20 protein-coding genes are annotated in these 23,066 nt (G+C 70.9%); 15 read left to right on the top strand and 5 right to left on the bottom strand.

The genetic code is table 11. From position 1 onward, the window contains the following. Positions 1-33: 33 nt before the first annotated feature. Genes truD through H565_RS16945 form a run of 3 tightly spaced genes read left to right on the top strand, consistent with a single transcriptional unit; the run spans position 34 to position 1,887 of the window. Positions 34-1,086: a tRNA pseudouridine(13) synthase TruD gene (truD, locus tag H565_RS0104700; RefSeq protein WP_027460032.1), complete on the top strand. Its 1,053-nt coding sequence runs from the start codon at positions 34-36 to the stop codon at positions 1,084-1,086. Continuing rightward, positions 1,083-1,451 carry a hypothetical protein gene (locus H565_RS0104695; protein ID WP_027460031.1) on the top strand — a complete coding sequence of 123 codons (369 nt, stop codon included), beginning with the start codon at positions 1,083-1,085 and terminating at the stop codon, positions 1,449-1,451. The genes truD and H565_RS0104695 overlap by 4 nt, the downstream gene beginning before the upstream one ends. A 10-nt stretch (positions 1,452-1,461) precedes the next feature. After that, entirely contained in the window at positions 1,462-1,887 is a 426-nt protein-coding gene (locus H565_RS16945) for a DUF3293 domain-containing protein (protein WP_034408395.1), read from the top strand. Between the two features lie 102 nt (positions 1,888-1,989). On the opposite strand, the gene H565_RS0104685 is transcribed toward H565_RS16945, so the two are convergent. Together H565_RS0104685 and H565_RS0104680 are read right to left on the bottom strand one after the other, a co-directional pair. Further along, positions 1,990-3,210, bottom strand: a complete 1,221-nt coding sequence (locus H565_RS0104685) for a zinc-dependent alcohol dehydrogenase (RefSeq protein ID WP_027460030.1) — start codon at positions 3,208-3,210, stop codon at positions 1,990-1,992. Then, a complete protein-coding gene (locus tag H565_RS0104680) occupies positions 3,207-3,962 on the bottom strand; it encodes an SRPBCC family protein (RefSeq protein WP_027460029.1) in 756 nt (251 codons plus the stop codon). Before H565_RS0104680 ends, H565_RS0104685 begins: the two co-directional genes overlap by 4 nt. A 303-nt stretch (positions 3,963-4,265) precedes the next feature. On the opposite strand from H565_RS0104680, the gene H565_RS0104675 reads away from it, so the two are divergent. The 6 genes from H565_RS0104675 to H565_RS0104650 all read left to right on the top strand — a co-directional run bounded on the left by H565_RS0104675 (position 4,266) and on the right by H565_RS0104650 (position 11,483). Next, positions 4,266-5,015, top strand: coding sequence for a sulfite exporter TauE/SafE family protein (locus H565_RS0104675; RefSeq protein WP_027460028.1), 750 nt, complete (start codon positions 4,266-4,268; stop codon positions 5,013-5,015). A 136-nt stretch (positions 5,016-5,151) separates the two neighbouring features. Then, positions 5,152-6,009, top strand: a complete 858-nt coding sequence (locus tag H565_RS0104670; protein WP_157468876.1) for a plasmid pRiA4b ORF-3 family protein — start codon at positions 5,152-5,154, stop codon at positions 6,007-6,009. Positions 6,010-6,012: 3 nt separating this feature from the next. Continuing rightward, the gene (locus H565_RS0104665) at positions 6,013-6,285 is read left to right on the top strand and encodes a hypothetical protein (protein ID WP_027460026.1); all 273 of its coding nucleotides are present in this window, start codon (positions 6,013-6,015) and stop codon (positions 6,283-6,285) included. A 17-nt stretch (positions 6,286-6,302) separates the two neighbouring features. After that, complete coding sequence (locus H565_RS0104660; RefSeq protein WP_027460025.1) at positions 6,303-7,397, top strand: hypothetical protein; 1,095 nt, start codon at positions 6,303-6,305, stop codon at positions 7,395-7,397. A 105-nt stretch (positions 7,398-7,502) separates the two neighbouring features. Further along, entirely contained in the window at positions 7,503-9,851 is a 2,349-nt protein-coding gene (locus H565_RS0104655; RefSeq protein ID WP_027460024.1) for a 3-hydroxyacyl-CoA dehydrogenase/enoyl-CoA hydratase family protein, read from the top strand. A gap of 429 nt (positions 9,852-10,280) precedes the next feature. Beyond that, positions 10,281-11,483 (top strand): thiolase family protein, encoded by a 1,203-nt coding sequence (locus tag H565_RS0104650; protein WP_027460023.1) that lies wholly within the window; start codon positions 10,281-10,283, stop codon positions 11,481-11,483. 52 nt (positions 11,484-11,535) lie between these two features. Here the strand turns inward: H565_RS0104650 and H565_RS0104645 are convergent, their stop codons facing one another. Next, on the bottom strand, positions 11,536-12,360 hold the full coding sequence (locus tag H565_RS0104645; protein WP_027460022.1) for a WD40 repeat domain-containing protein: 825 nt from the start codon (positions 12,358-12,360) through the stop codon (positions 11,536-11,538). An 87-nt stretch (positions 12,361-12,447) separates the two neighbouring features. Here H565_RS0104645 and H565_RS0104640 point away from each other — a divergent pair, with 87 nt between their 5' ends. Together H565_RS0104640 and dinB are read left to right on the top strand one after the other, a co-directional pair. Then, a complete protein-coding gene (locus H565_RS0104640) occupies positions 12,448-13,656 on the top strand; it encodes a 23S rRNA (cytosine(2499)-C(5))-methyltransferase (protein ID WP_027460021.1) in 1,209 nt (402 codons plus the stop codon). A 66-nt stretch (positions 13,657-13,722) separates the two neighbouring features. Then, entirely contained in the window at positions 13,723-14,805 is a 1,083-nt protein-coding gene (dinB, locus tag H565_RS0104635) for a DNA polymerase IV (RefSeq protein ID WP_027460020.1), read from the top strand. Between the two features lie 6 nt (positions 14,806-14,811). On the opposite strand, the gene ppsA is transcribed toward dinB, so the two are convergent. Then, positions 14,812-17,181, bottom strand: coding sequence for a phosphoenolpyruvate synthase (gene ppsA / locus H565_RS0104630; protein WP_027460019.1), 2,370 nt, complete (start codon positions 17,179-17,181; stop codon positions 14,812-14,814). A 147-nt stretch (positions 17,182-17,328) separates the two neighbouring features. Here ppsA and H565_RS0104625 point away from each other — a divergent pair, with 147 nt between their 5' ends. The 4 genes from H565_RS0104625 to H565_RS0104610 all read left to right on the top strand — a co-directional run bounded on the left by H565_RS0104625 (position 17,329) and on the right by H565_RS0104610 (position 21,638). Further along, a complete protein-coding gene (locus H565_RS0104625; protein WP_027460018.1) occupies positions 17,329-18,141 on the top strand; it encodes a pyruvate, water dikinase regulatory protein in 813 nt (270 codons plus the stop codon). Positions 18,142-18,266: 125 nt separating this feature from the next. Next, on the top strand, positions 18,267-19,544 hold the full coding sequence (glcF, locus tag H565_RS0104620; RefSeq protein ID WP_027460017.1) for a glycolate oxidase subunit GlcF: 1,278 nt from the start codon (positions 18,267-18,269) through the stop codon (positions 19,542-19,544). After that, positions 19,541-20,992 carry an FAD-binding oxidoreductase gene (locus H565_RS0104615; RefSeq protein WP_027460016.1) on the top strand — a complete coding sequence of 484 codons (1,452 nt, stop codon included), beginning with the start codon at positions 19,541-19,543 and terminating at the stop codon, positions 20,990-20,992. The genes glcF and H565_RS0104615 overlap by 4 nt, the downstream gene beginning before the upstream one ends. After that, positions 20,979-21,638: a DUF5639 domain-containing protein gene (locus tag H565_RS0104610; protein ID WP_027460015.1), complete on the top strand. Its 660-nt coding sequence runs from the start codon at positions 20,979-20,981 to the stop codon at positions 21,636-21,638. The genes H565_RS0104615 and H565_RS0104610 overlap by 14 nt, the downstream gene beginning before the upstream one ends. Here the strand turns inward: H565_RS0104610 and H565_RS14320 are convergent, their stop codons facing one another. Then, positions 21,639-23,051 (bottom strand): SAM-dependent methyltransferase, encoded by a 1,413-nt coding sequence (locus tag H565_RS14320; protein WP_245576160.1) that lies wholly within the window; start codon positions 23,049-23,051, stop codon positions 21,639-21,641. Between the last annotated feature and the right edge of the window lie 15 nt (positions 23,052-23,066).

Genomic DNA, 23,066 nt, shown 5'->3' with positions numbered 1-23,066 from the left:
TGGCCCCGCCGGGGGGCGTAGGGTGGGGAAATCGTGAGTCTGGTGTTTGATTGGACGGCGCTCGCCACGCGGACGGAGACGCCCGGAACCGGGGGCCGCCTGCGAACGGTGCCGGAGGATTTCCGGGTCGAGGAACTTCCCGCCTATCCCTTCTCCGGGGAGGGCGAACACCTCTACCTGCGGCTGGAAAAGACCGGGCACACCACCGCCCACGTCCTGCACGAGCTGAGCGCTCAGCTCGGCGTGCGCGACCGCGACTTGGGGGTCGCCGGGCTAAAAGACCGCCACGCCGTCACGACCCAGTGGCTGAGTCTCCCCGCCCGGTACGAATCCCAGTTGGGGCGCTTTGCCCTAGGCGGCGTGCGGGTGCTGGAGGTCACCCGCCATGGCAACAAGCTGGGGCTGGGGCACCTGCGCGGCAACCGCTTTGTGGTGCGGGTGCGCGGGGCACCGGGGACGGCGGGGACGGCGGCGGCCACCCTCGCGCTGCTCACGGCGGGGGGAGTGCCCAACTACTTCGGCCCGCAGCGCTTCGGCCTCCAGGGGCTGAATGCCGAAGAAGGCCTGCGCGTCTTGCGCGGCGAGTCGCGGGTGCGTGACCCCCGCGTGCGGCGCTTCCTGACGACCAGCGTGCAGAGCCTGGTCTTTAACCGCTTCCTGAGCCTGCGCCTGGAACGGGACCTGTTCGACCGCCTGCTCGCCGGGGACATGGCCAAAAAGCACGACACCGGGGGTGTTTTTCTCGTCGAGGACGCCGCCGCCGAGTCCCCCCGTGCCCAGCGGGGCGAGGTCAGCGCCACGGGCACCCTATTCGGGCGCAAGGTGAGGCCCCTCACGCTGGACGCCGGAGCGCTGGAGGCCGAGGCCCTCGCCGCCTTCGGCCTGACCCCGGAAGTCTTCGCCTCCCGCCGGGGCGACCGCCGCCTCACCCGCGTCTTTCTGGAGGAGGCCGAGGTGCGGCCCGCAGAGGACGGCTACACGGTGGCCTTTACCCTCCCAAAGGGCAGTTTTGCCACCAGCGTCCTGCGCGAGCTGACCAAGACGGCGGTGGACACCCTGGACGGGCCAGAGGAGGAGGGCGCGTGAGGCTCGCCGGAGCGCTGCTGCTCGCCGGGCTGGGGCTGGCCCTCGCCGTCCGCGCCCCCGCCACCGAGCTGACGCTGCGGCCCGCCTTTGGCGGGGCCGTCTTGCAGGGGCGGGTCAACGTGGGCGGGGCCGACGAACTGACGGGCGTCTGGAGCGGGGCGGGCCGCGCCCGGCTGCTGCGCTGCACCCCCCGCTGCGAGACGGTCGAGAGCATCCCGGTGCCCGGCACCCTGCCCCTGGGCGAGAACACCCCCTACCGGGTGGTCCTCGCCGGGGAGTTCCGGCCCGGCCAGAAGGTCCGCCTGACCCTGCGCTTTCGCCAGGCCCCGTTGCTGAACACCGAAGCCACTCCCGTGCGGCCCTGAGGGACGGCCCATGAACCGCGAGCTGCGGGCCGCCTTCCTGGGCACGAGCTACGGCCCCCCGGAGGAGCGCGGCTTCCTCGCGCCCACGCCCGCCCCCCCGCCGAGCTGGGCACGTGGGAGCTGGGCCATCGTCACCGCCTGGAATCCGGGTGGAGGGCGGGCGTCCGGCACGGCCAACGCACGGGCACAGGCGGACCTCCTCGCGCTCGTGCGGCGGGACGGCTTGACCCCTACGCCCGCTCTCAACGGCGAGGGCGAGTGGGCCGAGGCCGCCCTTCTCGTCCACGGGGCGCGGCTGCGGCAGGCGGCAGCCTGGGGCTGGCGCTTCGGCCAAGCCGCCGTGCTGTGGGGCGTCGGTGCACGGGCGGCGCTGGTGTGGCTGGAGGAGGGACGGGTGACGGGCATAGAGCGGCGCTGGGTGGTGGGGCGGGAGTGAAGCCCTCACCCCGCTGCTGCGCAGCGCCCCTCTCCCGCTGGGGGAGAGGGGAAAAGAAAAAACCCTCTCGCCTGGGGAGAGGGCCTCGCGCAGCGAGGGGTGTTAGCCCTGCGCCTGGGGCGCGGGCGCCGGCTCGTGGTCCCTGGGGTCGGCCCAGGGGTCGAGGACGCACTTGATGCAGCCGTCGTGTTTGTGCTTGAAGATGTGGTAGGCGTGGGGCGCTTCGTCGAGCGTGAGGCGGTGGGTGATGATGCGGGTGGGGTCGATTTCGCCGCGCTCGATGTACCCGGTCAGGCGGTCAAGGTAGCGGTGCACGTGGGTCTGCCCGGTCTTCATGGTCAGGCCCTTGTTCATAAAGGCCCCGACCGGAATCTTGTCCGCGAGGCCGCCGTACACGCCGGGCACACTGACGGTGCCCCCCTTGCGGCAGGCCATGATGGCCGCCCGCAGCGCGTGGGGGCGGTCACTCTCCAGCACGCGGGTGGTCTGCTTGACCGCGTCGGCCACGCCCAGGAAGCCGTGGGCCTGGGCTTCTAAGCCCACCGCGTCCATCACGCTGTCGGGGCCGCGCCCGCCGGTCTTTTCCTTGAGGAGTTCGAAGACGTTCTCTTCCTCGTAGTTGATCGTCTCCGCGCCGTAGGTCCGGGCCATCTCCAGCCGCTCCGGGAAGCGGTCGATGGCAATGACCCGCTCGGCCCCCAGCAAAAAGGCGCTCGCAATCCCAAAGAGACCCACCGGCCCGCACCCAAACACAGCCACCACGTCACCCGGCTCAATCTGGCAGTGCTCGGCCCCCATAAAGCCGGTGGGCAGGATGTCCGTGAGGAAAAGGACCTGCTCGTCGGTCAGGCCGTCGGGCACCTTGTACAGGTTGGCGTCGGCATAGACGGTGCGGGCAAACTGCGCCTGCCCCCCCGCGTAGCCGCCCGTGATGTGCGAGTAGCCGTACAGCCCGGCGGGTGAGTAGCCCCACAGCTTCTCGGCCAGCCCCGGATTGGGGTTGGAGTTGTCGCACAGCGAGGTCAGGCCCTTTTCGCAGTACCAGCATTTGCCGCAGGCGATGGGAAAGGGCACGATGACCCGGTCGCCCACCTTGACCCGCCGCACCTCCGGGCCAACCTCGACGACCTCGCCCATGAACTCGTGGCCCACGATGTCGCCGTGCACCATGGAGGGCACGTACCCGTCAAGCAGGTGCAGGTCCGAGCCGCAGATGGCCGTTTTGGTCACCCGCACGATGGCGTCGGTGGGCTGGAGAAGCTGGGGGTCAGGCACCGTCTCTACGCCGACGCGGCCCACGTCCTGCCACACGACGGCCTTCACGAGGTCCTCCGGTTGTCGTACATCTTCGCCTCCGCGTTCATGACCCCCTTGCGGCCACTGGACTGACCCTCGGTGGTGGGAATGTGCCCAACTTCCAGCAGCCGCTTGAGCCGCCGCAGGTCCTGTTCAATCTGCACGTTGGGGTCTTCGCCCAGCAGCCGGGCCACGGTCGCCCCCAGGGTGCCCCCCGGCGGGCGGTAGGTCAGCGAGACGTGAATCTCGGTGCCCCGGTCGCCGGGCGCGGGCCGAAACTCCACCTCGCCCTCGTTGGGCACGGTCGCCCCCTCCAGCGAGCGCCACGCGATGCGGCGGCCCGGCTCGTCGGCGGTGAGTTCGGCGTCCCATTCCACGCTCGTGCCCGCCGGGGCCTTGGCGACCCAGTGCGAGCGCTGACCGTCCCCGTCTTGCACCTTCACCGACTCCAGGTGGTCCATGAAGCGCGGCAGATTCTCGAAGTTGCGCCAGAAGGCGTACAGCTCCTGGGGGTCCTTGCCAATCGTGACCGCCTTTTGCACCTTGATGTGGTCGTCCTCGGTGCGGCGCACGCCCGTGGCCGCCGCGCCGAGACTCTGGCCGGTCGCTGCGCCCGCGACGAGCAAAGCCCCTGTCGTGGCGAGCAAGAGGCCGCTTGGCCCGCGCTGGCGCAAGCTCAAGGCGATGAGACCCGCCCCGATGCCGCCGAACAGCACGCGCTCGGACGGGCTGGCGTTTTGCGCGCTTTGGGCACGCGGCCCCGTGTCCCGGCGGGTCATCGGCGGCCTCCCGGCAGGGGATGGGGCCGCTGCGGCTTGTTCGGCGCTCCTCCCCGACCGGTCGCCGCGGACACCTCTTGGCGGGTTGCTTCTGGCCCTGGCCATCGTTTCATCGCTTTTCCCCCTCTCTGTGGGTTCTCTCGGCGCGTTGCCGTACCCTCTCCTGTGCGGTGCGGCGAGTCATTTGTGCTCGGCCTTCAGCCTTGCAAATGGGGGTGGCCCTTTCCCCCCGCTGGGCTAAAGGGTTGCTTTAGCTGGGCCGGGCAGAGAAGGGCGTGTTAGCCTCCTTCCCGTGATGCGACCTTGACCCTCGCTGTCATCGCCGTGGGCCTGCTCGCCGGGGTGCTGGGGGCCATCCTGGGGCTGGGCGGCGGCGTGGTCGTCGTGCCCGCGCTGGAGTTCGTGCTGCCCCTCTTCGGGCGCGACATCACCATCAGTCAGGCGGTAGCGGTGTCGCAAATAGGCGTGCTCGCGGTGGGCCTCAGCGGGGCGGCGAGTTACCTCCAGCAGGGGCTGGTGCGGGCGCGAACGGGGTACCTGCTCTCGCCCTACACCATCCTGGGCGGGGCGGTCGGCTCCTTCTTGGGGCTGGTGCTGCCCGCCCGCGCCGTGGCGACCGTCTTTGCGGGGCTGCTGCTGTACTCGGCCTACACCCTGCTGCGCGGCCTGAGGCGGGTGGAGGTCGAGCGCCCCCCCAGCCGCCTGGTGCCCCCCGCGATGGCCTTTGCGGGCGTGATGAGCGGGCTGCTGGGCATCGGCGGGGGCACGGTGCAGGTGCCCGTGCTCAACCTCCTCGCGGGGGTGCCCATCCGGCAGGCCATCGCCACCTCGACCTTCATCATGGGCCTGACCGCCGTGGGCAACGCGCTGGTGTACCACGCGGGGGGCCTGCTGGACCTGCCCCTCGCCGCCGGGGTCGCGCTGGGCGTCTTGGTCGGGGCGCGGGCGGGGGCGGGGCTGCAACGCCGCATTCCGGCGGCGCAGCTCAAGGTCTTTTTCAGCGTGCTGCTGGTCTTTACGGCGGGCCAACTGCTGTGGAAATACTGGGGCTAAGTCCACTGCGTTTATCTTTGAGATAAACCGCGCGGAGCGCGTGGCAGAAAAAGGACGTTGAACTGGGCTGGGGTGCAGTTTCGGTGCTCTCCCGAAAATGCGGAATGGTAAGTTCAACGGACTTAGGAGGCGGTCTATGACGAGAAAGCAGGGCAGGGGGCGGCGGATGCACGTTTTCAAGGTGGTCAGCCGGGTCAAGGTGAAGGGCGAGCGGAGGTTCCCCTACCGGGTGCTGGGGCTGCCGGAGGGTGCGGACCTGGACGCGCTGGCCGGGGCCATCGTGCAGGCTTTCGGGTTCGACTTGGACCACGCCTACGGCTTTTTCGATGGGAAGAACCCCTACCGCTCGCGGGTGGCCTACGAGCTGTTCCGCGACCTGGAGCGGAACGGGTCGCTGCCGAGCTTCTCTTTCCCCGGCTTGCCGGACGAGCTGGGCCTGCCCGACGAGGCCGACCTCGCGCTCACGCTGGCGCTGGGGGGCGTGAGCCAGTCGGCCCTGCTGCGCGAAGCGGCCACCTTCCTGACCCGCCGCCTGGAAGAGGAAGTGTTGCCCCGCGTGCCGGAGCGGCTGCGGGAGGCCGTGCGCGAGCGGCTCGCGGGCTTGGCCGAAGAGGCCCTCGCGGCGGAGGTGGAAGACGACGGCCCCGACCTGCCCATTCCCCCCGAAGTGCGGGCCATGCTGGAGCAGCCCGGCGGCGTCGAAGCGGTGCTGACGTCCCTGGCCTCGGCCCAGCAGCTCCAGCAGCTTCCGGCTGCGGGCGGGCTGGCCGGGCTGAACCTGACTCCCGGCGGGCGCGAGGAATACGGCGTCCGGGGGGTCCCCGTCACCGAACCCTTCGGGCGGCAGGAGAAGTGGACCTTCCTCTTCGACTACGGCGACGACTGGACCTTCGACGTGACCTACCAGGGCCTTCAGGACGCTCCGCCCCGCGTCCGGCTGCCCCGCGTGCTGGAGAGCGTGGGCACCGCCCCAGAGCAGTACCCGGAGTGGTAACCCGTGACCCCGCCTGACACCGAACTCGCGGGCCTTCCCGACTGGCTCTACCCCCTGGGCTTCTGGGTGGGGGTCGGGCTGCTTGCCGCGGGCGTGCTCTTTCCGCGCCTGGCCGCCCTCGCGGTGGGCTGGGTGGGGCTGGTGCCCGTGCTGGCGGCTGGGTGGGTGGCGGTCGCCGCGTGGAGGCGGGACCGTCGCCTCAGCCTCGCGGCGCTGGCGGCGCTGGGCGGGCTGGTCGTCGTATTTGTGGTGAAAGGGTTCTTGCCGGGCGCGTAGGCCCATTACCCTGAACCATGACCCTCCGGGCCGCCCTCTTCGCGGGACTGCTGCTGTATTCGGCGGCCCTCGCCCAGCGCACCCCGCAGGAGCTGGCGGGGGCGCTCCAGGCGGCGGCCCGCGCCGGGGACGCTGCCGCCTACCGCTCGCTGCTTGCCCCCGGCGGTACCTTCACCGCAGAGGGGGCGGGCTTCGCCGCCGACCTCGCCCGGCGGCCCCCCCGCGACGTGACCTACACGTTCCGCGACGTGCGGGAGGAGGGCGCGGGGGCGACCGCCACCCTCGACCTCGTCTGGACGCGGGTGCCGGGCGAGGTGCGGCGGGTCAGCCTGCCTGTGCGCCTCGTGCGCGCAGGCGGGGTCTGGCGCTACGCGGGCGAGGCGCTAACCCCGGTGCTGACCGAGACGGGCACCCTCCTCGCCCTGAGCGTGCCCGGCCTGGCCCAGGACGCGGCGTTCCTCGCTCCGCTGCTCCCCCGCGCCGCCCGCGAGGTGGAGCGGGTGCTGGGCCTGCCCGTGCCGCCGGGCGCCGTGGTCAAGGTCTACCCCGATGCCGAGCGCCTCAGCGCCACCGTGTACCCGTCGCTGCAACCCGTCTCCGGCTGGAATGAACCCGGTGAGGCCATCAAGCTGGTGCTGCCGGGCGGTCCCCCCGCCCAGGCCGAGGCGACGGCGCTGCGGGTGCTCGCCCACGAGTTCGCCCACCTCGCTGTGGGGGCGGCGGCGGGACAGGCTGGGGGAGCCGCGGGCGACGGGCGCATCCCCTGGTGGCTGCACGAGGGGCTGGCCAACTTTGCCGCCCGCGCCTTCTTTTCCGAGTCGAGCTGGCGGGCGGGGCAGGACCGCGCCAATGCCTACGCCCGCGCCGGGTGGGTGCCCCTCGCGGAGCTGGCCGACTTTCCCGCCGTGCCCGAAGCGTGGTGGGACCACGCCTACCGCCAGGGCCTCGGCGTGGTGGAGTTCCTGGCGGGGCAGGCGGGTGTGGGCGCTCCCTGGCAGCTCGCGCAAGCCTTTGCCCGCACGGGGGACCGCGACCGGGCCGCCCGTGAGGTGGGGTTTGCCTCCTTCGCCGCGCTGGAGCGGGAGGCGCGGGCGTGGCTGGCGGCACGCTGAGACCCCCCGCCCCCACTCGGTGACCTCGGTGGTGGACAAATGCCCCCCAGCCCCCTACCCTTTGAACCGAGTTCAAGATTTCAGGCTCTCACCGCAGGAGGTCGCATGAAGACTCAGCCCTACCGTATCCAGAAGGCCGCCGTCATCGGCGCGGGCGTGATGGGGGCGGCCATCGCCGCGCAGCTCGCCAACGCGGGCATCCCCGTTTTGCTCCTCGACATCGTGCTGCCGGACAACCCCGACCGCAACTTTCTCGCCAAGCAGGGCATCCAGCGTGCTCTGAAGGCCCGCCCCGCCGCCTTCATGGACCCGGACCGCGCTTCTCTCATCACGCCGGGCAACCTCGAAGACGACCTGAAAAAGCTCAGGGACGCCGACTGGATTCTCGAAGCGATTATCGAGAAGCTCGATGCCAAGCGGGACCTGTGGGCGCGGGTCGAGGGCGTCGCCAAGAAGACGGCCATCCTGTCCAGCAACTCTTCGGGCATCCCCATGCACCTGCAAGTAGGGGACCGCTCGGAAGACTTCCAGCGCCGCTTTGTGGGGGCGCACTTCTTCAACCCGCCGCGCTACCTGCACCTGCTGGAGGTCATCCCCACCCCCAAGACCGACCCCGCCGTGCTGGAAGCCTTTAGCGCGTTCGGCGAGCACGTGCTCGGCAAGGGCATCGTGGTCGCCAACGACGTGCCGGGCTTTGTCGCCAACCGCATCGGCGTGTACGGCATCGTCCGGGCGATGCGGCATATGGAGCGCACCGGCCTGACCCCCGACGAGGTAGACCAACTCACCGGCCCCGTGCTGGGCCGCGCCAAGAGTGCGACCTTCCGCACCGCCGACCTCAGCGGCCTGGACATCATCTACCACGTCGCGAACGACCTCGGCAAAGCCACGCCCGACGACGAAGACTTCACCCTCACCGATACCTTCCGCAAGCTCGTCGAGGAGAAGAAGTTCCTGGGGGACAAGACGGGGGGCGGCTTTTACAAGAAGACGAAGGACGAGAAGGGCAAGACCAAGATTCTCTCGCTCAATCTCCAGACCCTGGAGTACGAGGACCGAGGCAAGGTCAAAGTGCCCCTTGTCGAGAGCGTCAAGAACCAGCCCCTCGCCGCCCGCGTGAAGGCCCTCTACACCGCCGAAGGCAAGGAGGGCGACTTCCTGCGCGGGGTGATGAACGACGGCTTCTGGTACGCCGCCAAGATGGCTGGGCACGTCTCCAACCGCCTTCAGGACATCGACAACGCCCTGAAGTGGGGCTTTGGCTGGGAGCAAGGCCCCTTCGAGACGATGGACACCCTGGGCGTCCAGACCGTGATTCAGAACCTGGAGGCGGAAGGCCGTACCCTGCCGCCCCTCCTCCAGGCGATGAAGACGTCGGGCCGCGAGCGCTTCTATGAGGGCGACACCACCGTCACGCCGACGGGCGAGCCGACCCCCTACCAGGCCCCCTACTTCATCCTGACCGACCTGAAAAAGGACGCGACGAAGGTCGTCAAGAAGCGCCCCGGCGCGAGCATCGTGGACCTGGGCGACGGGGTGCTCCTCGTCGAGTGGCACGCCAAGATGAACGCCCTGGGCGAAGACCAGCTCCGCGCCGTGCAGGACGCGCACAGGTTGGTCGGCGAGCTGGGCTACGCGGGCCTGGTCGTGGGCAACCAGGGCGAGAACTTCTCCGCCGGGGCCAACCTGCCCCTCATCCTCTCGCAGGCGCAGGCCGAGGAATGGGACGAGCTGGACGACGCGATTCGGCAGTTCCAGCAGGTCACGACCTCCATGCGCTTCAGCCCCCACCCCACCGTGGCGGCCCCCTTCGGCCTCGCGCTGGGCGGCGGTTGCGAGTTCTCTATCCACGCCGACCACATCGTCGCGAGCGCGGAGACGTACATGGGGCTGGTGGAGGTGGGCGTGGGCCTCATTCCCGCGGGCGGCGGCACCAAGGAGATGCTGCTGCGCTTTACCGACCAGCTTCATCCGAACCAGCCGCTGCTCCCCGCCGTGCAGCGGGCCTTTGAACTCATCGGCACGGCCAAGGTGAGCACCTCGGCGCTGGAGGCCCGCAAGCTCGGCTTCCTGCGCGACCACGACACCGTGGTCATGAACAAAAACCACATCATCGAGGAAGCCAAGCGGATGGTCCTCGCCCTGGCTCCCGGCTACGTGCAGCCCACCCCCCGCCAGGACATCCCGGTGATGGGCGACGCCGCCATCGCCGCCGTCAAGCTGGCCCTCTACGGCATGACCGAAGGCGGCTACGCCACCCCCTACGACGCCGAGGTCGGCAAGCAGCTCGCCCGCGTGCTCTCCGGCGGCACCGGCAACAACCGCAATGCGAAGGTGAGTGAACAGCACCTCCTCGACCTCGAACGCGAGGCTTTCCTGACCCTGCTGGGCAAGAAGGGCACTCAGCAGCGCATCGAGCACATGCTCAAGACCGGCAAGCCGCTGAGGAACTGACATGAGGGAGTCGAGCGGGAGGATGACGGTGGCTGGCCCTCAGCCTCGTGGCGGTTTGCTCCCCTCGACCTCACATCGTCCCTTTCAGGAAGCCGTGATGCTCTTTGCCGTTCTCCGGAGTGTGCTGATGCGCCACCCCCTGGCCTGGCTTGCCCGCGCCTTTGCCGGGCTGCTGGGGCCGGGGCAGAGCGTTGCATCTGGGTGTGGCATGTCAAACACCAGTGGGTCCGGGGCGACGTCGTACCGGTGGCAGGGCCAACGCGTGCGGGCGGCTGAGGCGCTCTGTTCCGCGCCTGGCTCAGCCTGCGGCGGTGGGCGCGGGGCACCTCCACTGCCGGGCTATCGATGCTTCCCCCCTATGATTCGGCGCTGTGAAGCCTGCGCCTGAAAGACGCTTCTTTGCCGCTTAACCTCAACAAGGAGACTCCCATGCGTGACGCTGTTATCGTTTCCGCCGTTCGGACCCCCGTGGGCCGCGGCGTCAAAGGCACCCTCGCCAACACCCGCCCCGACGACCTGGCCGCCCTGGTGCTGGGTGAAGCCGTCAAGCGGGCGGGCGTGGACGTTTCCCTCGTGGAGGACGTGTACCTCGGCTGCGCCATTCCCGAAGCCGAGCAGGGCCTGAACATCGCCCGCCTCGCTGCCCTGCGGGCCGGAATGCCCGACACCGTGGGCGGCGTGACCGTCAACCGCTTCTGCTCCAGCGGCCTCCAGACTATCGCGATGGCCGCCGCCGCCATCCAGACCGGGCAGGCCGACGTGATGCTCGCGGGGGGCGTGGAGTCCATGAGCATGGTGCCCATGAGCGGCCACAACCCCAGCCCCAACCCCGACCTGGTCGACGCACGCCCCGGTGCGTACATCGGCATGGGCCTCACCGCCGAGAATGTCGCCGCCAAGTACGGCATCAGCCGCGAAGACCAGGACCAGTTTGCCCTGCGCTCGCACCAGCGGGCAGCGGCGGCGCAGGACGCGGGCAAGTTCGATGAGGAAATCGTCCCCGTGCCCGTTCGCGTGGACCGGCTCAAGGGCACCAAGCTCCAGTCGGAAACCATCCTCTTCGACAAAGACGAGCTGATTCGCCGCGACGCCAACCTGGCCGACATGGCCAAGGTGCGCCCCGCCTTCAAGCAGGGCGGCTCGGTGAGTGCCGCGAACTCCAGCCCCTTTTCGGATGGGGCCGCCGCTGTCCTCGTCATGAGTGCCGAGAAGGCGCAGGAACTCGGCGTGAAGCCCCTGGCGAAGTTCCTGGGCTTCGCGGTCGCGGGCGTTGAGCCAGAACTGATGGGCATTGGCCCCGTGAAGGCCGTGCCGAAGGTGCTCGCCCAGACGGGCCTCACCCTGGACGACATCGACCTCATCGAGCTGAACGAGGCCTTTGCCGCCCAGAGCCTCGCCGTGGCCCGCGAGCTGGGTTTCGATGACGAGAAGCTCAATGTGAACGGCGGCGCGATTGCCCTGGGGCACCCCCTGGGCTGCTCCGGCGCGAAGCTCACCGCGACCGCCATCTACGAACTGCGTCGCCGGGGCGGAGGCAAGGCCCTGATTACCATGTGCATCGGCGGCGGCATGGGCGCCGCGGGCGTCATCGAGGTCTACCCGCCGGAGCAGGGGGAGCAAGCGGCGGACTGACGCCGAAGTCAAAAGGGAGGCGGCCTCACGGGGCCGCTTTTCCTGTTTTTCCCTATTTCCCCGTCCTGGCGAAGGTGTCCAGTTGTGCCCGCGCCTGAGCCTCCGCCGGTTTGCCCCGCAGCCTCAGCAGGCTCGCCGTGTCCGCGTCGTACTCGGCCAGTCGTCCGTCTACGTACAGGACCAGCACGCGCCCGCCGTCGGGGGAGAGGCGGGCGGCCCTGGCCCCGGCACCGCTCCCACTCGCTCCACCCCACCGGCTCCGGGTGCCCGCCGGGTAAGGGAGACGAGGGACCGTGGTGATGTACCGCCCGCTGTAGGCGTCCCAGATGGAGGCCGGGCCGGAGGAGTAGTCGGTTGTACGGACGAAGACCATCCGCCTGCCATCGGCGCTGAACTGCACGGCCCCGTCGTAGAAACTCTCGCGCTTGTCGTTGTAGAGAAAGGCGATTCGCTCTAGGGTGGCGAGGTCCCACAGAGATGGCGATGGGAAGTAAGCGGGGCGCTTGGTGTCTGGCTGCGCCCGGTCCCCGCTGAAATCCAGGAGCAAGCGCTGGCTGTCCGGCGTGAAGTCTGCACCGTTCACGCGGAATGAGGTGCCCAGAAAGGTCCTGACCCGCTCGCCGTTCTCCACGTCCCAGAGCTGCACATAGCCCTGCCCGTCCGCGATGTTCAGCAGCCACCTCCCATCCGCGCTGAACTTGCTCTCTGTCACGGCGTTCAAGCCCTGGGTCGTGGCCTGAAACAGCAGCTTCCCGCCGTCGTAAACCCTCATCGTCGCCTGTCCGGGGGGCGTGTCCTTGCGAATGTCGGTGCGGAGTTGGGCGGCGGCCTGGGAGGGTAGGGCCGCCACGAGGAGGGCGAGGAGGAGCGGCTTCATGGTGGGTCCAGGGTAGGCCGCGTCCGGGCCGGGCGGGGTGAGGCGTCCCCATTTCCCTCACCCCCCCCTGCGCTACCCTGCCCCCCGATGTCGCCGCCCCCTGCCGCCCCCCGCCCCCGCCTGCGCCTGCGTGTCTCGGCCCCCGCCGAGGCGCACCTGCGGGCCGGACACCCCTGGCTCTACGAGGGCAGCGTGCGGGAGCAAAACCGCGAGGGCGAGGCGGGGGAACTCGCCGTCGTCTATGACCGCCGCGACCGCTTTCTCGCCCTCGGCCTGTACGACCCGCACTCGCCCCTGCGCCTGCGGGTGCTGCATGCGGGGCGGCCCGTCACCGTGGACGACGGGTGGTGGGCCGCCCGGCTCGACGCCGCCCTGCACCGCCGCGCGGCCCTCTTCGGCCCCGACACCGACGGCTACCGGGTCGTGAATGGCGAGTCGGACGGCTTGCCGGGGGCGGTCGTAGACCGCTACGGGGGCACGCTGGTCCTCAAGCTGTACACGGCGGCGTGGTTTGCGCACCTGCCGATGCTGCTGCGGTTGCTGGAGGCCCGCTTTCCCGGCTGCCGGGTGGTCTTGCGCCTGAGCCGCAACATCGGGGAGCTGGCCGGGGCGGTCGGCCTGACGGACGGCCTGACCCTGGTGGGCGACGCACCGGGCGGCCCCGTCATCTTCCGCGAGACGGGCCTGAAGTTCGAGGCCGACGTGGTGCGCGGCCAGAAGACGGGTTTTTTCCTCGACCAGCGCGAGAACCGCCGCCGGGTGGAGGGCCTCGCTCGTGGGCGGCGGGTGCTCAACGCCTTTTCCTTTTCGGGGGGGTTCTCGCTGTACGCGGCCAGGGGCGGGGCGCGGGAGGTCGTCAGCCTCGACCTCAGCGCCCACGCGCTGGCGAGCGCGGGGCGCAACTTCGCCCTCAACCCTGGCCTGGGCGCAGCGCACGAGACGGTGCAGGCCGACGTGTTCGAGTGGCTCGCGCGGTCGCGGCGCGAGTTCGACCTCATCATCCTTGACCCGCCCTCGCTGGCGCGGCGGGAGGCCGAACGCGAGGGGGCGATTCGGGCCTACGGGCGGCTGGCCACGGACGGCATCCGCCGCCTCGCGCCCGGCGGGGTCCTCGTCAGCGCGTCGTGCTCGGCCCACGTCAGCGCCGAGGAGTTCTGGGAGGCGGTGCGGGGCGCGGCCCGGCGCAGTGGCCACCGCTGGCGCGAGCTGCGCACGAGCCGCCACGCCCCCGACCACCACGCGAGTTTCCCGGAGGCCGAGTACCTCAAGGCCATCTTCCTTCAGTTCGAAGCCTGAGCCTCTGGCGGTGCTCAGAAAGGCTGTCTTCCTTTCTGAGCCGAGCGCCGACCTAAACTCGCAGGCGTGGGCGAGGGGCCGCGCAAGATTCTCCATGTGGACATGGACGCCTTTTACGCGTCCGTGGAGCAGCGCGACGACCCCCGGCTGCGCGGGCGGCCCGTCGCGGTCGCCTGGGGCGGCAAACGCAGCGTGGTCCTCACCGCGAGCTACGAGGCGCGGCCCTTCGGGGTCCGCAGCGCGATGCCCCTCTACCGGGCGCTGGAGCGCTGTCCGGGGCTGGTCGTCGTGGAGCCGAGGTTCGAGGTCTACCGCGAGGTGAGCGCCGGGGTCCGCGAGGTGTTCCGGAGCTACACCCCCCTCGTCGAGCCGCTCTCGCTGGACGAGGCCTACCTCGACGTGACCGCGCCGCTGCGGGGCGGGCCGAGCGCCACCCGTATCGCTCAGGGCATCCGCGCCGAGATTCGGGCGGCCACCGGGCTGACCGCCACGGCGGGCGTCAGCGTGAACAAGTTCCTCGCCAAGCTCGCGAGCGGCCTGAACAAGCCCGACGGCCTGACCGTGCTGCTGCCCGCGCAGGCAGACGCGCTGCTCGCGAGCCTGCCGACCTCCGCCTTTCACGGCATCGGCCCGGCGACCGCCGCCAAACTCGCCGCCCACGGCATCCACACCGGGGGCGACCTGCGGCGCACGCCGCCCGCCCACCTCGCCGCGTGGTTCGGGCGGGTGGGCGAACACTTTGCCCGGATAGCCTGGGGCGAGGACGACCGCCCGGTCGAGCCGGACCGCGCCCCGGTGTCGGTCGGCAGCGAGGCCACCGTCGCAGAAGACCTGCGGGGGGTCGAGGCCGTCCGCGCCGCCCTGCCGCCCCTGGCGCGGGGGGTCGAGGAGCGGCTCGCGCGGGCGGGCCTCGCCGGGCGGGTGGTCGTGCTCAAGCTCAAGCTCGACGACCGCTCGGTGGTGACCCGCCGGGTGACGCTGCCCCATCCCGTGCGCGACGAGGCGACGCTGACGCGCACCGCTGCCCACCTCGTCACCGCTGAGCTGATAGGCGAGAAGGGCGTGCGCCTCGTCGGCCTCACCGTCTCCGGGCTGGGGCCGCCCACCGAGCCGCCGCCCACGCTGTTCGGGGCGGTGGAGTCGGAGTAGGGGAAGTCAGGCCCGCGCCGCCTCCGGCTCCCCCGCGAGCGAGAGCCAGGTGGAGAGCACCGAGTCGGGGTTGAGGCTCACGGAGTCGATGCCTTGGTCCAGCAGCCACTGCGCGAGCGCCGGGTGGTCGCTTGGCCCCTGCCCGCAGATGCCGATGTACTTCCCGGCCCGCTTGGCGGCGGCGATGGCCTGACCCATGAGTGCGAGCACCGCCTCGTTCTGCTCGTCGAAGAGGTCGGCGACCAGCCCGGAGTCCCGGTCGAGGCCGAGCGTGAGCTGGGTCAGGTCATTCGAGCCGATGGAGACGCCGTCGAAGTGCTCCAGGAACTGGTCGGCCAGAATCGCGTTCGACGGAATCTCGCACATCATGATGACCTTGAGGCCATTCTCGCCCCGGCGCAGGCCGTTGCGGGCCAGCACTTCCATGACGGCCCGCGCCTCGCCCACCGTGCGAACGAAGGGAACCATCACCTGCACGTTTTTTAGGCCCATGCCGTCCCGCACCTCCTGAATCGCCTCGCATTCCAGCGCAAAAGCGGCGGCGAAGTCGGGCGAGCGGTAGCGGGAAGCGCCCCGGAAGCCGAGCATCGGGTTTTCCTCGTGCGGCTCGTAGGCGGGGCCGCCGATGAGGTGGGCATACTCGTTGCTCTTGAAATCCGAGAGGCGGACGATCACCGGCTTGGGTGCGAAGGCCGCCGCGATGGTCGCCACCCCCTCGGCGAGCTTCTCGCGGAAGAAGTCGCGCGGGGTCGCGTACCCGGCGGTCTTCTCGTCTATCTGCGCTCGCACGTCGCCCGGCACGTTCGGATAGTCCAGCAGGGCGCGGGGATGAATCCCAATCACGTTGGAGATGATGAACTCGACGCGGGCCAGGCCGACGCCCTCGTTGGGCAGCGCGGCAAAGGAGAAGGCGCGGTCGGGCGAGGCCACGTTCATCATGACCTTGAGGGGAACGGGCGGCATGGCGTCCAGCTCGACGCGGTGGACCCGGTAGGGCAGCTCGCCCGCGTAGACGTAGCCGGTGTCGCCCTCGGCGCAGGAGACGGTGACGGCCTGGCCGCTTCTCAGCTCGCGGGTCGCGTTTCCGGTGCCCACGACCGCCGGAATGCCCAGCTCGCGGGCGATGATCGCCGCGTGGCAGGTGCGCCCGCCCCGGTTGGTCACGATGGCCGAGGCCCGCTTCATGACGGGTTCCCAGTCGGGGTCGGTCATGTCCGCGACGAGGATGTCGCCGGGCTGCACCTGGTCCATCTGCGCCACGTCCCGCACCACCCGCACCACGCCCGCGCCGATGCGGTTGCCCACCGCCCGGCCCTCGACGAGCACCTCGCCCGTGCCGCCCAGTTCGAAGCGCTCCAGCGTGCGCCCGCTGCGGCTCTGCACGGTTTCGGGGCGGGCTTGCAGGATGTAAATCCTGCCGTCGCGCCCGTCCTTGCCCCACTCGATGTCCATCGGGCGGCCATAGTGCTCCTCGATGGTCACGCACTGCCGGGCGAGTTCGGTGAGGTCGTCGTCGGACAGGCAGAAGCGCTGCCGCTCGGCTTCCGGCACGTCCACCGCTTCCACCCCGCCGCCCTCGGCGTAGACCATCCGGCGGGCCTTGCTGCCCAGGGTGCGGCGCAGCACCGCCCGTTTCCCAGCCCTCAGCGCGGGCTTGTACACGAAGTACTCGTCGGGGTTGACGGCTCCTTGCACCACCAGCTCGCCCAGCCCGTAGGCCGCCGTCACGAACACCGCGTCGCGGTAGCCGCTCTCGGTGTCGAGGGTAAAAGCCACCCCCGACACGCCGAGGTCGGTCCGCACCATCCGCTGCACCCCCGCCGAGAGGGCCACATCCGCATGTTCGAAGTGGTGGTGAACCCGGTAGGAAATCGCCCGGTCGTTGTACAGGGACGCGAACACCAGCCGGACATGGTGCAACACCGCGTCGATGCCGCGCACGTTGAGGAAGGTTTCCTGCTGCCCGGCGAAGCTCGCTTCGGGCAGGTCCTCGGCGGTCGCGCTGGAGCGTACGGCCACGTCGGGGGCGGTGCCGCCTGCTTCCTCGGTCATCTGCGCGTAGGCGGCGCGAATGGCTCCCTCCAGTTCGGCGGGCAGCTCGCCGCCCTCCACCCAGCTGCGAATCTCGCGCCCCGCGTCGGCGAGGGCGACCACGTTGTTCACGTCGAGAGCGGCGAGCCGGGCCTGGATGCGCTTTTCGATGCCGTTGTGAGTGAGAAAGAGCCGGAAGGCGTCGGCGGTCGTGGCAAAGCCGCCGGGCACCCGCACCCCGGCCCCGGCGAGGCCCTGAATCATCTCGCCGATGGAGGCGTTCTTGCCGCCCACAACCTCCACGTCGGTCATCCTTAGTGTCTGGAACCAGCGAATCATGTCCATGCGCGTTCTCCGTTCTGATGGGGTTCCCCGGCGTGGAAGCGGCGGGGGTTGGTGTTGTGAAACGTCCACAGCTTACCCCGCCTGCGCCGGGTAGGGCGTTCCGTCTGGAGAGACACGGCTCCCCGCCCGGCATGTCACGCTGGGCGCATGACCCCGCCCTCCCGGACCGTCCTGATTGTTTCCGACCACACCGGACTGACCGCCGAGACCACGGCGCGGGCGCTGCTGGCCCACTTTCCGGGGCAGCCGCTGCGCTACGTGCAGCGCCCCTTTATTGCCACCGTGGAGGCGGCGCGGGGGGTGGCGCGGGAGGTCGCCGCGCTCGCGGGGCGGGGCGAGCGGCCCCTCGTCTTTACCACGGTCACCGACGCCGCCGTGCTGCGCGAGCTGGAGTCGGCTCCGGCCCGCGTCTTCGACCTGCTCGGCCCTGGCCTCGCCGCGCTGGAGGCCGAGTTCGGCCTGCCCGCCGCTCGCAGCGTGGGCCGCTACCACGACATGCACGACCAAAACGGTTACCTCGCCCGCATGGACGCCCTCGACTTCGCCCTCGCCACGGATGACGGGGTGGGCGACAAGCAGTACGGCCTCTCGGACGTGATTCTGGTCGGCGTCTCCAGGGTCGGGAAGACGCCCACCAGCCTCTTCCTGGCCCTCCAGCACGGGGTCCGGGCGAGCAACTACCCGCTGGCCGAAGACGATTTCGAGCGCGAGGGGTTGCCCCTCCCCCTCGAACCCCACCGCGCCAAGCTGCACGGCCTGACCATCGACCCCCGCCGCCTCCATGCCATCCGCACCCAGCGCCGCGCCGGAAGCCGCTACGCCAGCTTAGAGCAGTGCGAACACGAGGTCCGGCGGGCCGAGCGCCTCTTTGGGCGGGCCGGGATTCCGGTGCGTGACACCACCTCGACGAGCGTCGAGGAAATCGCGGCGGGGATTCTGGCGCAGCTTCGGCGGGGGTGAGGAGAGCCGTCCGCCCTCCGCACCGAGCGTTCAGGCGCTGACCGCCGAGGGCGGAACACTCGCCTACATGACCCTCTCCCGTTGCCCCTTCACCCGCCTATCCTGTCCCCCATGAGGGCCAGCCCGTGAACCACGACATTCCCGTGCAGAACATCGGGCCGCAGGGCGAGGTGATGGCGCACGCGGTCGAGGCCTGCGTGCACTGCGGCTTTTGCCTGCCCGCCTGCCCGACCTACGCGCTGCTGGGCGACGAGATGGACTCGCCCAGGGGCCGCATCGTGCTCATGAAGGAGGTGCTGGAGGGCACCCTGCCCCTCGCGGACGCGGCCCCGCACCTCGACCGCTGTCTGGGCTGCCAGGCCTGCGTGACCGCCTGCCCCAGCGGGGTGCCCTACGGCGAACTCATCACCTCTTTCCGGGGCTGGTCCGAGCCGGGGCGGGAGCGCTCACCGCTCGACCGGATGAAGCGGGCGGGCATCCTGAAGATTCTTCCGGCCCCAAAGGTCTTCAGCATGGCTGCCCGTCTCGGCCAGTACGCCAAGCCCCTCGCACCGCTGCTGCCCGCCGCCCTGCGAGCGCCCCTCGACCTGCTGCCTGCACGGGTTCCGGCGATGCAGCCCAGCCCGGAAGTCACGCCCGCGAGGGGCAAACGCCGGGGCCGCGTCGCCCTCCTCGCCGGGTGCGCCCAGCAGGCCCTGACGCCGGGCTTCAACGCCGCCACGCTCCGAGTTCTCGCCCGCAACGGCATCGAGGTCGTCCTCCCCCAGGGCCAGGGCTGCTGCGGGGCCGCCGCCCTGCACACCGGGGCGCGGGAGGAGGCGCTGCGGCTGGTGCGCCAGAACCTCGCTGCGTTTAACCCGGACGACTACGACGCCATCCTCTCCAACGCGGCGGGGTGTGGGGCGGGCCTGAAGGAATACCCGGTGGTTGTGCACGGCCTCCCGGACGAGGAAAAGGCGCGGGCTTTCGCCGCGAAGGTGCAAGACCTCTCCGAGTTCCTGGCGGGGCTGCTGCACGCCGGAGAGCTGGAACCGTTCCTCCCCGCCCCTCGGCCCCTCACCGTCGCCTACCACGACGCTTGCCACCTCGCCCACGCGCAGGGCGTTCGCGCCGCCCCCCGCGAGCTGCTGCGGGCGATTCCCGGCGTCCTCGTCGCGGAGGTCCCCGAAGGCGACCTGTGCTGCGGCTCGGCGGGCACCTACAACCTGGAGCAGCCGGAGCTGGCCAGCGAACTCGGCGTGCGCAAGGCGCGGAACATCCTCTCGACCGCCCCCGACCTGATTGCCAGCGGCAACATCGGCTGTCACACGCAGATTGGGAGCCATGTGCGGCGGCAGGGAAGCCGGGTACCTGTGCTGCACACGGTGGAAGTGCTGGACCTGGCCTACCGGGGGGAGCTGTGAGCGTCTTGCCCCGCCAAACCGCCCTCACCCCCGGCTCCCGCGCCCCCAAGCCGCGCTCTGGCGGCACGCCTGACCATCCCCTCGCTGCCGAGCTGACCCGCAGCCTCGGCCCCCGCAAGGTGCTCTCCGCCCTCTCCGAGCGACGCAACTACCGCTACGACGCCATTCAGTTCGGGGAAACGCCGCTGGCGGTCGTGCTGCCCGAATCCACGGCGGACGTGGTGGCGGCGGTGCGGGCGGCGCGGGCGGCGGGCGTGCCGGTCGTGGGGCGCGGGGCGGCGAGCGGCCTGAGCGGGGGGGCGGCTCCCGCCGTGCCGGGCCTGGTCATCTCCTTTACCCGCATGACTCGGCTGGAGGTCTTTCCAGAGCGGCGCGAGGCCAGGTCGCAATCGGGCGTGGTGACCCTTGCCGTGACCGAGGCGGCGCGGCCCTTCGGCCTGATGTATCCGCCCGACCCCGCCAGCCTCCGCACGAGCACGATTGGCGGCAACCTCGCGGAGAACGCGGGCGGGCCGCTGTGTTTCAAGTACGGGGTGACGGGCGACTCCGTGACGGGCTTGCAGTTCGTGGACGCGGACGGCGAGGTCCACGAGCTGACGCGGGGTGCCTACGACCTCGCCGGGCTGCTGGTCGGCTCGGAGGGCACCCTGGGCCTGATGACCGAAGCGTCGTTGCGCCTCGCCCCGCCCCCCCGGTACACCCGCACCCTGCGGGCGAGCTTTCCAGAGGTGGGTGGGTGCGCCGAGGCCGTCAGCCGCGCCATCGCCGCCGGAGCCGTGCCCGCCAAGCTGGAGTTCATGGACGGGGCCTGCGTGAATGCCGTCGAGGATTACCTCGCCCTGGGGCTGCCGCGTGACGCCGGGGCCGTGCTGCTGGTCGACACCGACGGGGACGACCTGGCGACGGTCGAGGAGGAACTTGCGCTGGTGGAGGCCTCCTGCCGGGAGGCCGGGGGCACCGTGCGCCGCGCCGCCACTGGCACCGAGGCCGCCGCCCTGTGGCAGGCCCGCCGCAGCGTCAGCCCCGCGCTGGGCCGCATTCGCCCGCAGCGCATGAACGAGGACATCGTGGTGCCGCGCTCGGCCCTGCCGCAGGTCGTGCGCGAGATTCGGGCGCTGGGGGACGCCTCCGGCCTCCCGGTCGTGCAGTTCGGGCACATCGGGGACGGAAACTTGCACCCCAACATCCTCTTTGACCCCCGCCGCGAGTCGCCGGAAGCGGTGCACGCCCTCGCCCACGCCATCGCCCTGGTCGCCATCCGGCACGGCGGCGTCCTGAGCGGCGAGCACGGCATCGGCAGCATGAAGCGGCCCTTCATGCGCGAGGCGGTCGACCCGGTGACGCTGGGGGCACTGCGGGACGTCAAGCGGGCGCTCGACCCGGCGGGCCTGCTCAATCCCGGCAAGGTGCTGCCCGACGAGGAGGGGGACCCCCATGCCCATCCTTGACCTCTCGCCGAGCGACCAAACGGTCACCATGAGTGGCGACACCGCGTTGCTGGAGGTGTACGCGGCCCTGCCCCCCGGCCTCTACCCGCCGTTCCCGCCCGTCGAGCTGCCCGGCGGGGTGGGCGGCCTCGTCTCGCGGGGGGGCTTCGGGCAGACCTTCCCCTTCGCGTCCGACGTGCTGGGCGTGATCTTTCGCGCCCCGTCGGGTCGGGTGGTCCGGGCGGGCGGGCGCACCGTCAAGAACGTGCAGGGCTATGACCTGACCCGCCCCTTTGTCGGCAGCTTCGGGGCGCTGGGCGAGGCGCTGGAGGTCACCCTGCGGCTGCGGCCTGGGCTGGCGGCGCGGCACGTCACGGCTCCCGGCTCGCTGGACTCCCTCTCTCACCCCACCGCCCGCTTCGCCTGGGAGGACGGCGGCGAGCTTCATCTCTTCCACTTCGGCCACGGGCGGGAGGTCGAGCGGGCGCTGAGCATCCTCCCCGGAGCGCGGGAGGTCGGGCAACCGCTGGACCTGCGCCCCCGTTTCCCGGACGGCATCGGGGTGGGGGAGGGGGCGGGGCTGCGCGACCGCCGCTTCGGGTGGGTGAATGGAGGAGAGGGGCCGCCCATGCCCCCCCTGTTTGCCCGGCTGGTCGCGGCGCTGTAGCTAGAGCCGCCCGTCCGCGTAGATGTCCCCCCGGCTCGGCGGAAGCGGCACCTGCCGCCGCTTGTCCGGCTTGGCAAGCAGCGTCTGGAAGATGCTGAGGTGCCCCCGTTCGAAGTAGTACCCGCAGGCGTTGAGGTAGAGGCGCCACAGCCGGTAGCGTTCCTCGCCCAGCGCGGCGAGGGCCTCGTCCTCCCGCGCCCCCAGCCGCCGCGCCCACTCACGGGTCGTGCGGGCGTAGTGCTCGCGCAGGTTCTCCACGTCGCGCACCTCGAAGAGGGCGGCTTCGGCGTAGTTCAGCGTCTCCCAAATGGGCAGCAGCTCGCCGTCGGGAAAGACGTAGCGCCGGGCGAAGTTGCCCGATTGAATCACCATCGGCACCCGCGCCTGCCCCAGCCCATCGGCGATGGCATGGTTCAGCATCAGGCCGCCGGGTTTCAGCACCCGGTGGGCGGCGGCGAAGTACTCGGCCATGTTGCGGCGGCCCACGTGCTCGGCCATGCCCACGCTGGAAATCTTGTCGAACTCGCCCGTTACATCTCGGTAATCCCGCAGCTCCAGCGTGACGAGGTGCGTCAGCCCGGCGGCCTTCACCCGCGCCCGCCCCTCGTGCAGTTGCGCTTCGGAGAGGGTCACCCCCAGCACGGAAACGCCGTACCGCTGCGCCGCGTACAGCGCCAGCCCGCCCCAGCCACAGCCGATGTCCAGCAGGCGCTCGCCCTCTTGCAGCCGCAACTTGCGGCAAATCAGCTCCAGCTTGGCCTCCTGGGCCTGGTCCAGCGTCTCCGTGCCCGTGGGGAAGTAAGCGCAGGAGTACACCATCCGTTCGTCCAGCCACAGCTTGTAGAAGTCGTTGGACACGTCGTAGTGCGCCTGCACGGCCTGCTTGTCCCGCTCGCGGCTGTGCGTCTCGCCGTGAAGCTGGGCGAGTGGCTTGGGCGGCCTCGCCCCCACCCCCCGGCGCAGCAGGGCCACGTCGCGCAGCAGCCCCGCCACCTGTGCGGGCGTGAACTGCGGCTTCAACGTGTCGGCCAGCCCCACGACCGCCCCGAAGTCCCCCTCGATGTCGAAGTCGCCGCGCAGGTACGCCTCGCCCAGCGCCACGTCCAGGGGGAGGTTCAGCATCCGCCCCAGCGACTCAGGCGAGGCCAGGGTCAAGCGGGCTGCCGGGTCGGGCACGCCCGCGGGGAGTTCCTCGCCGTTCCAGAACCTCACCGCGAAGGGGCGGTCGGGGGGCAGGACGGCGCTCAGCACGCGCCGGGCCGCACCGAGCACCTGCTCCTCGCTGGGGCGCACCCGCGTGCGGGCGAGGGCGACCGCGCCCAGCATGGTCAGCACGGCGGCCAGGCCCATCGTCTGCACGGAGGTCGCGGGCGAGGGGTCGGGGCGGCGGGCTGGGGGGGTCTGGGGGGGCATGGGGCCTCCTGGGGC

This window comes from Deinococcus murrayi DSM 11303 (assembly GCF_000482805.1).
GTDB lineage: Bacteria > Deinococcota > Deinococci > Deinococcales > Deinococcaceae > Deinococcus > Deinococcus murrayi.
Note: the sequence above shows the minus strand (reverse complement) of the source record. Positions and strands in the feature narration are given on the sequence as shown.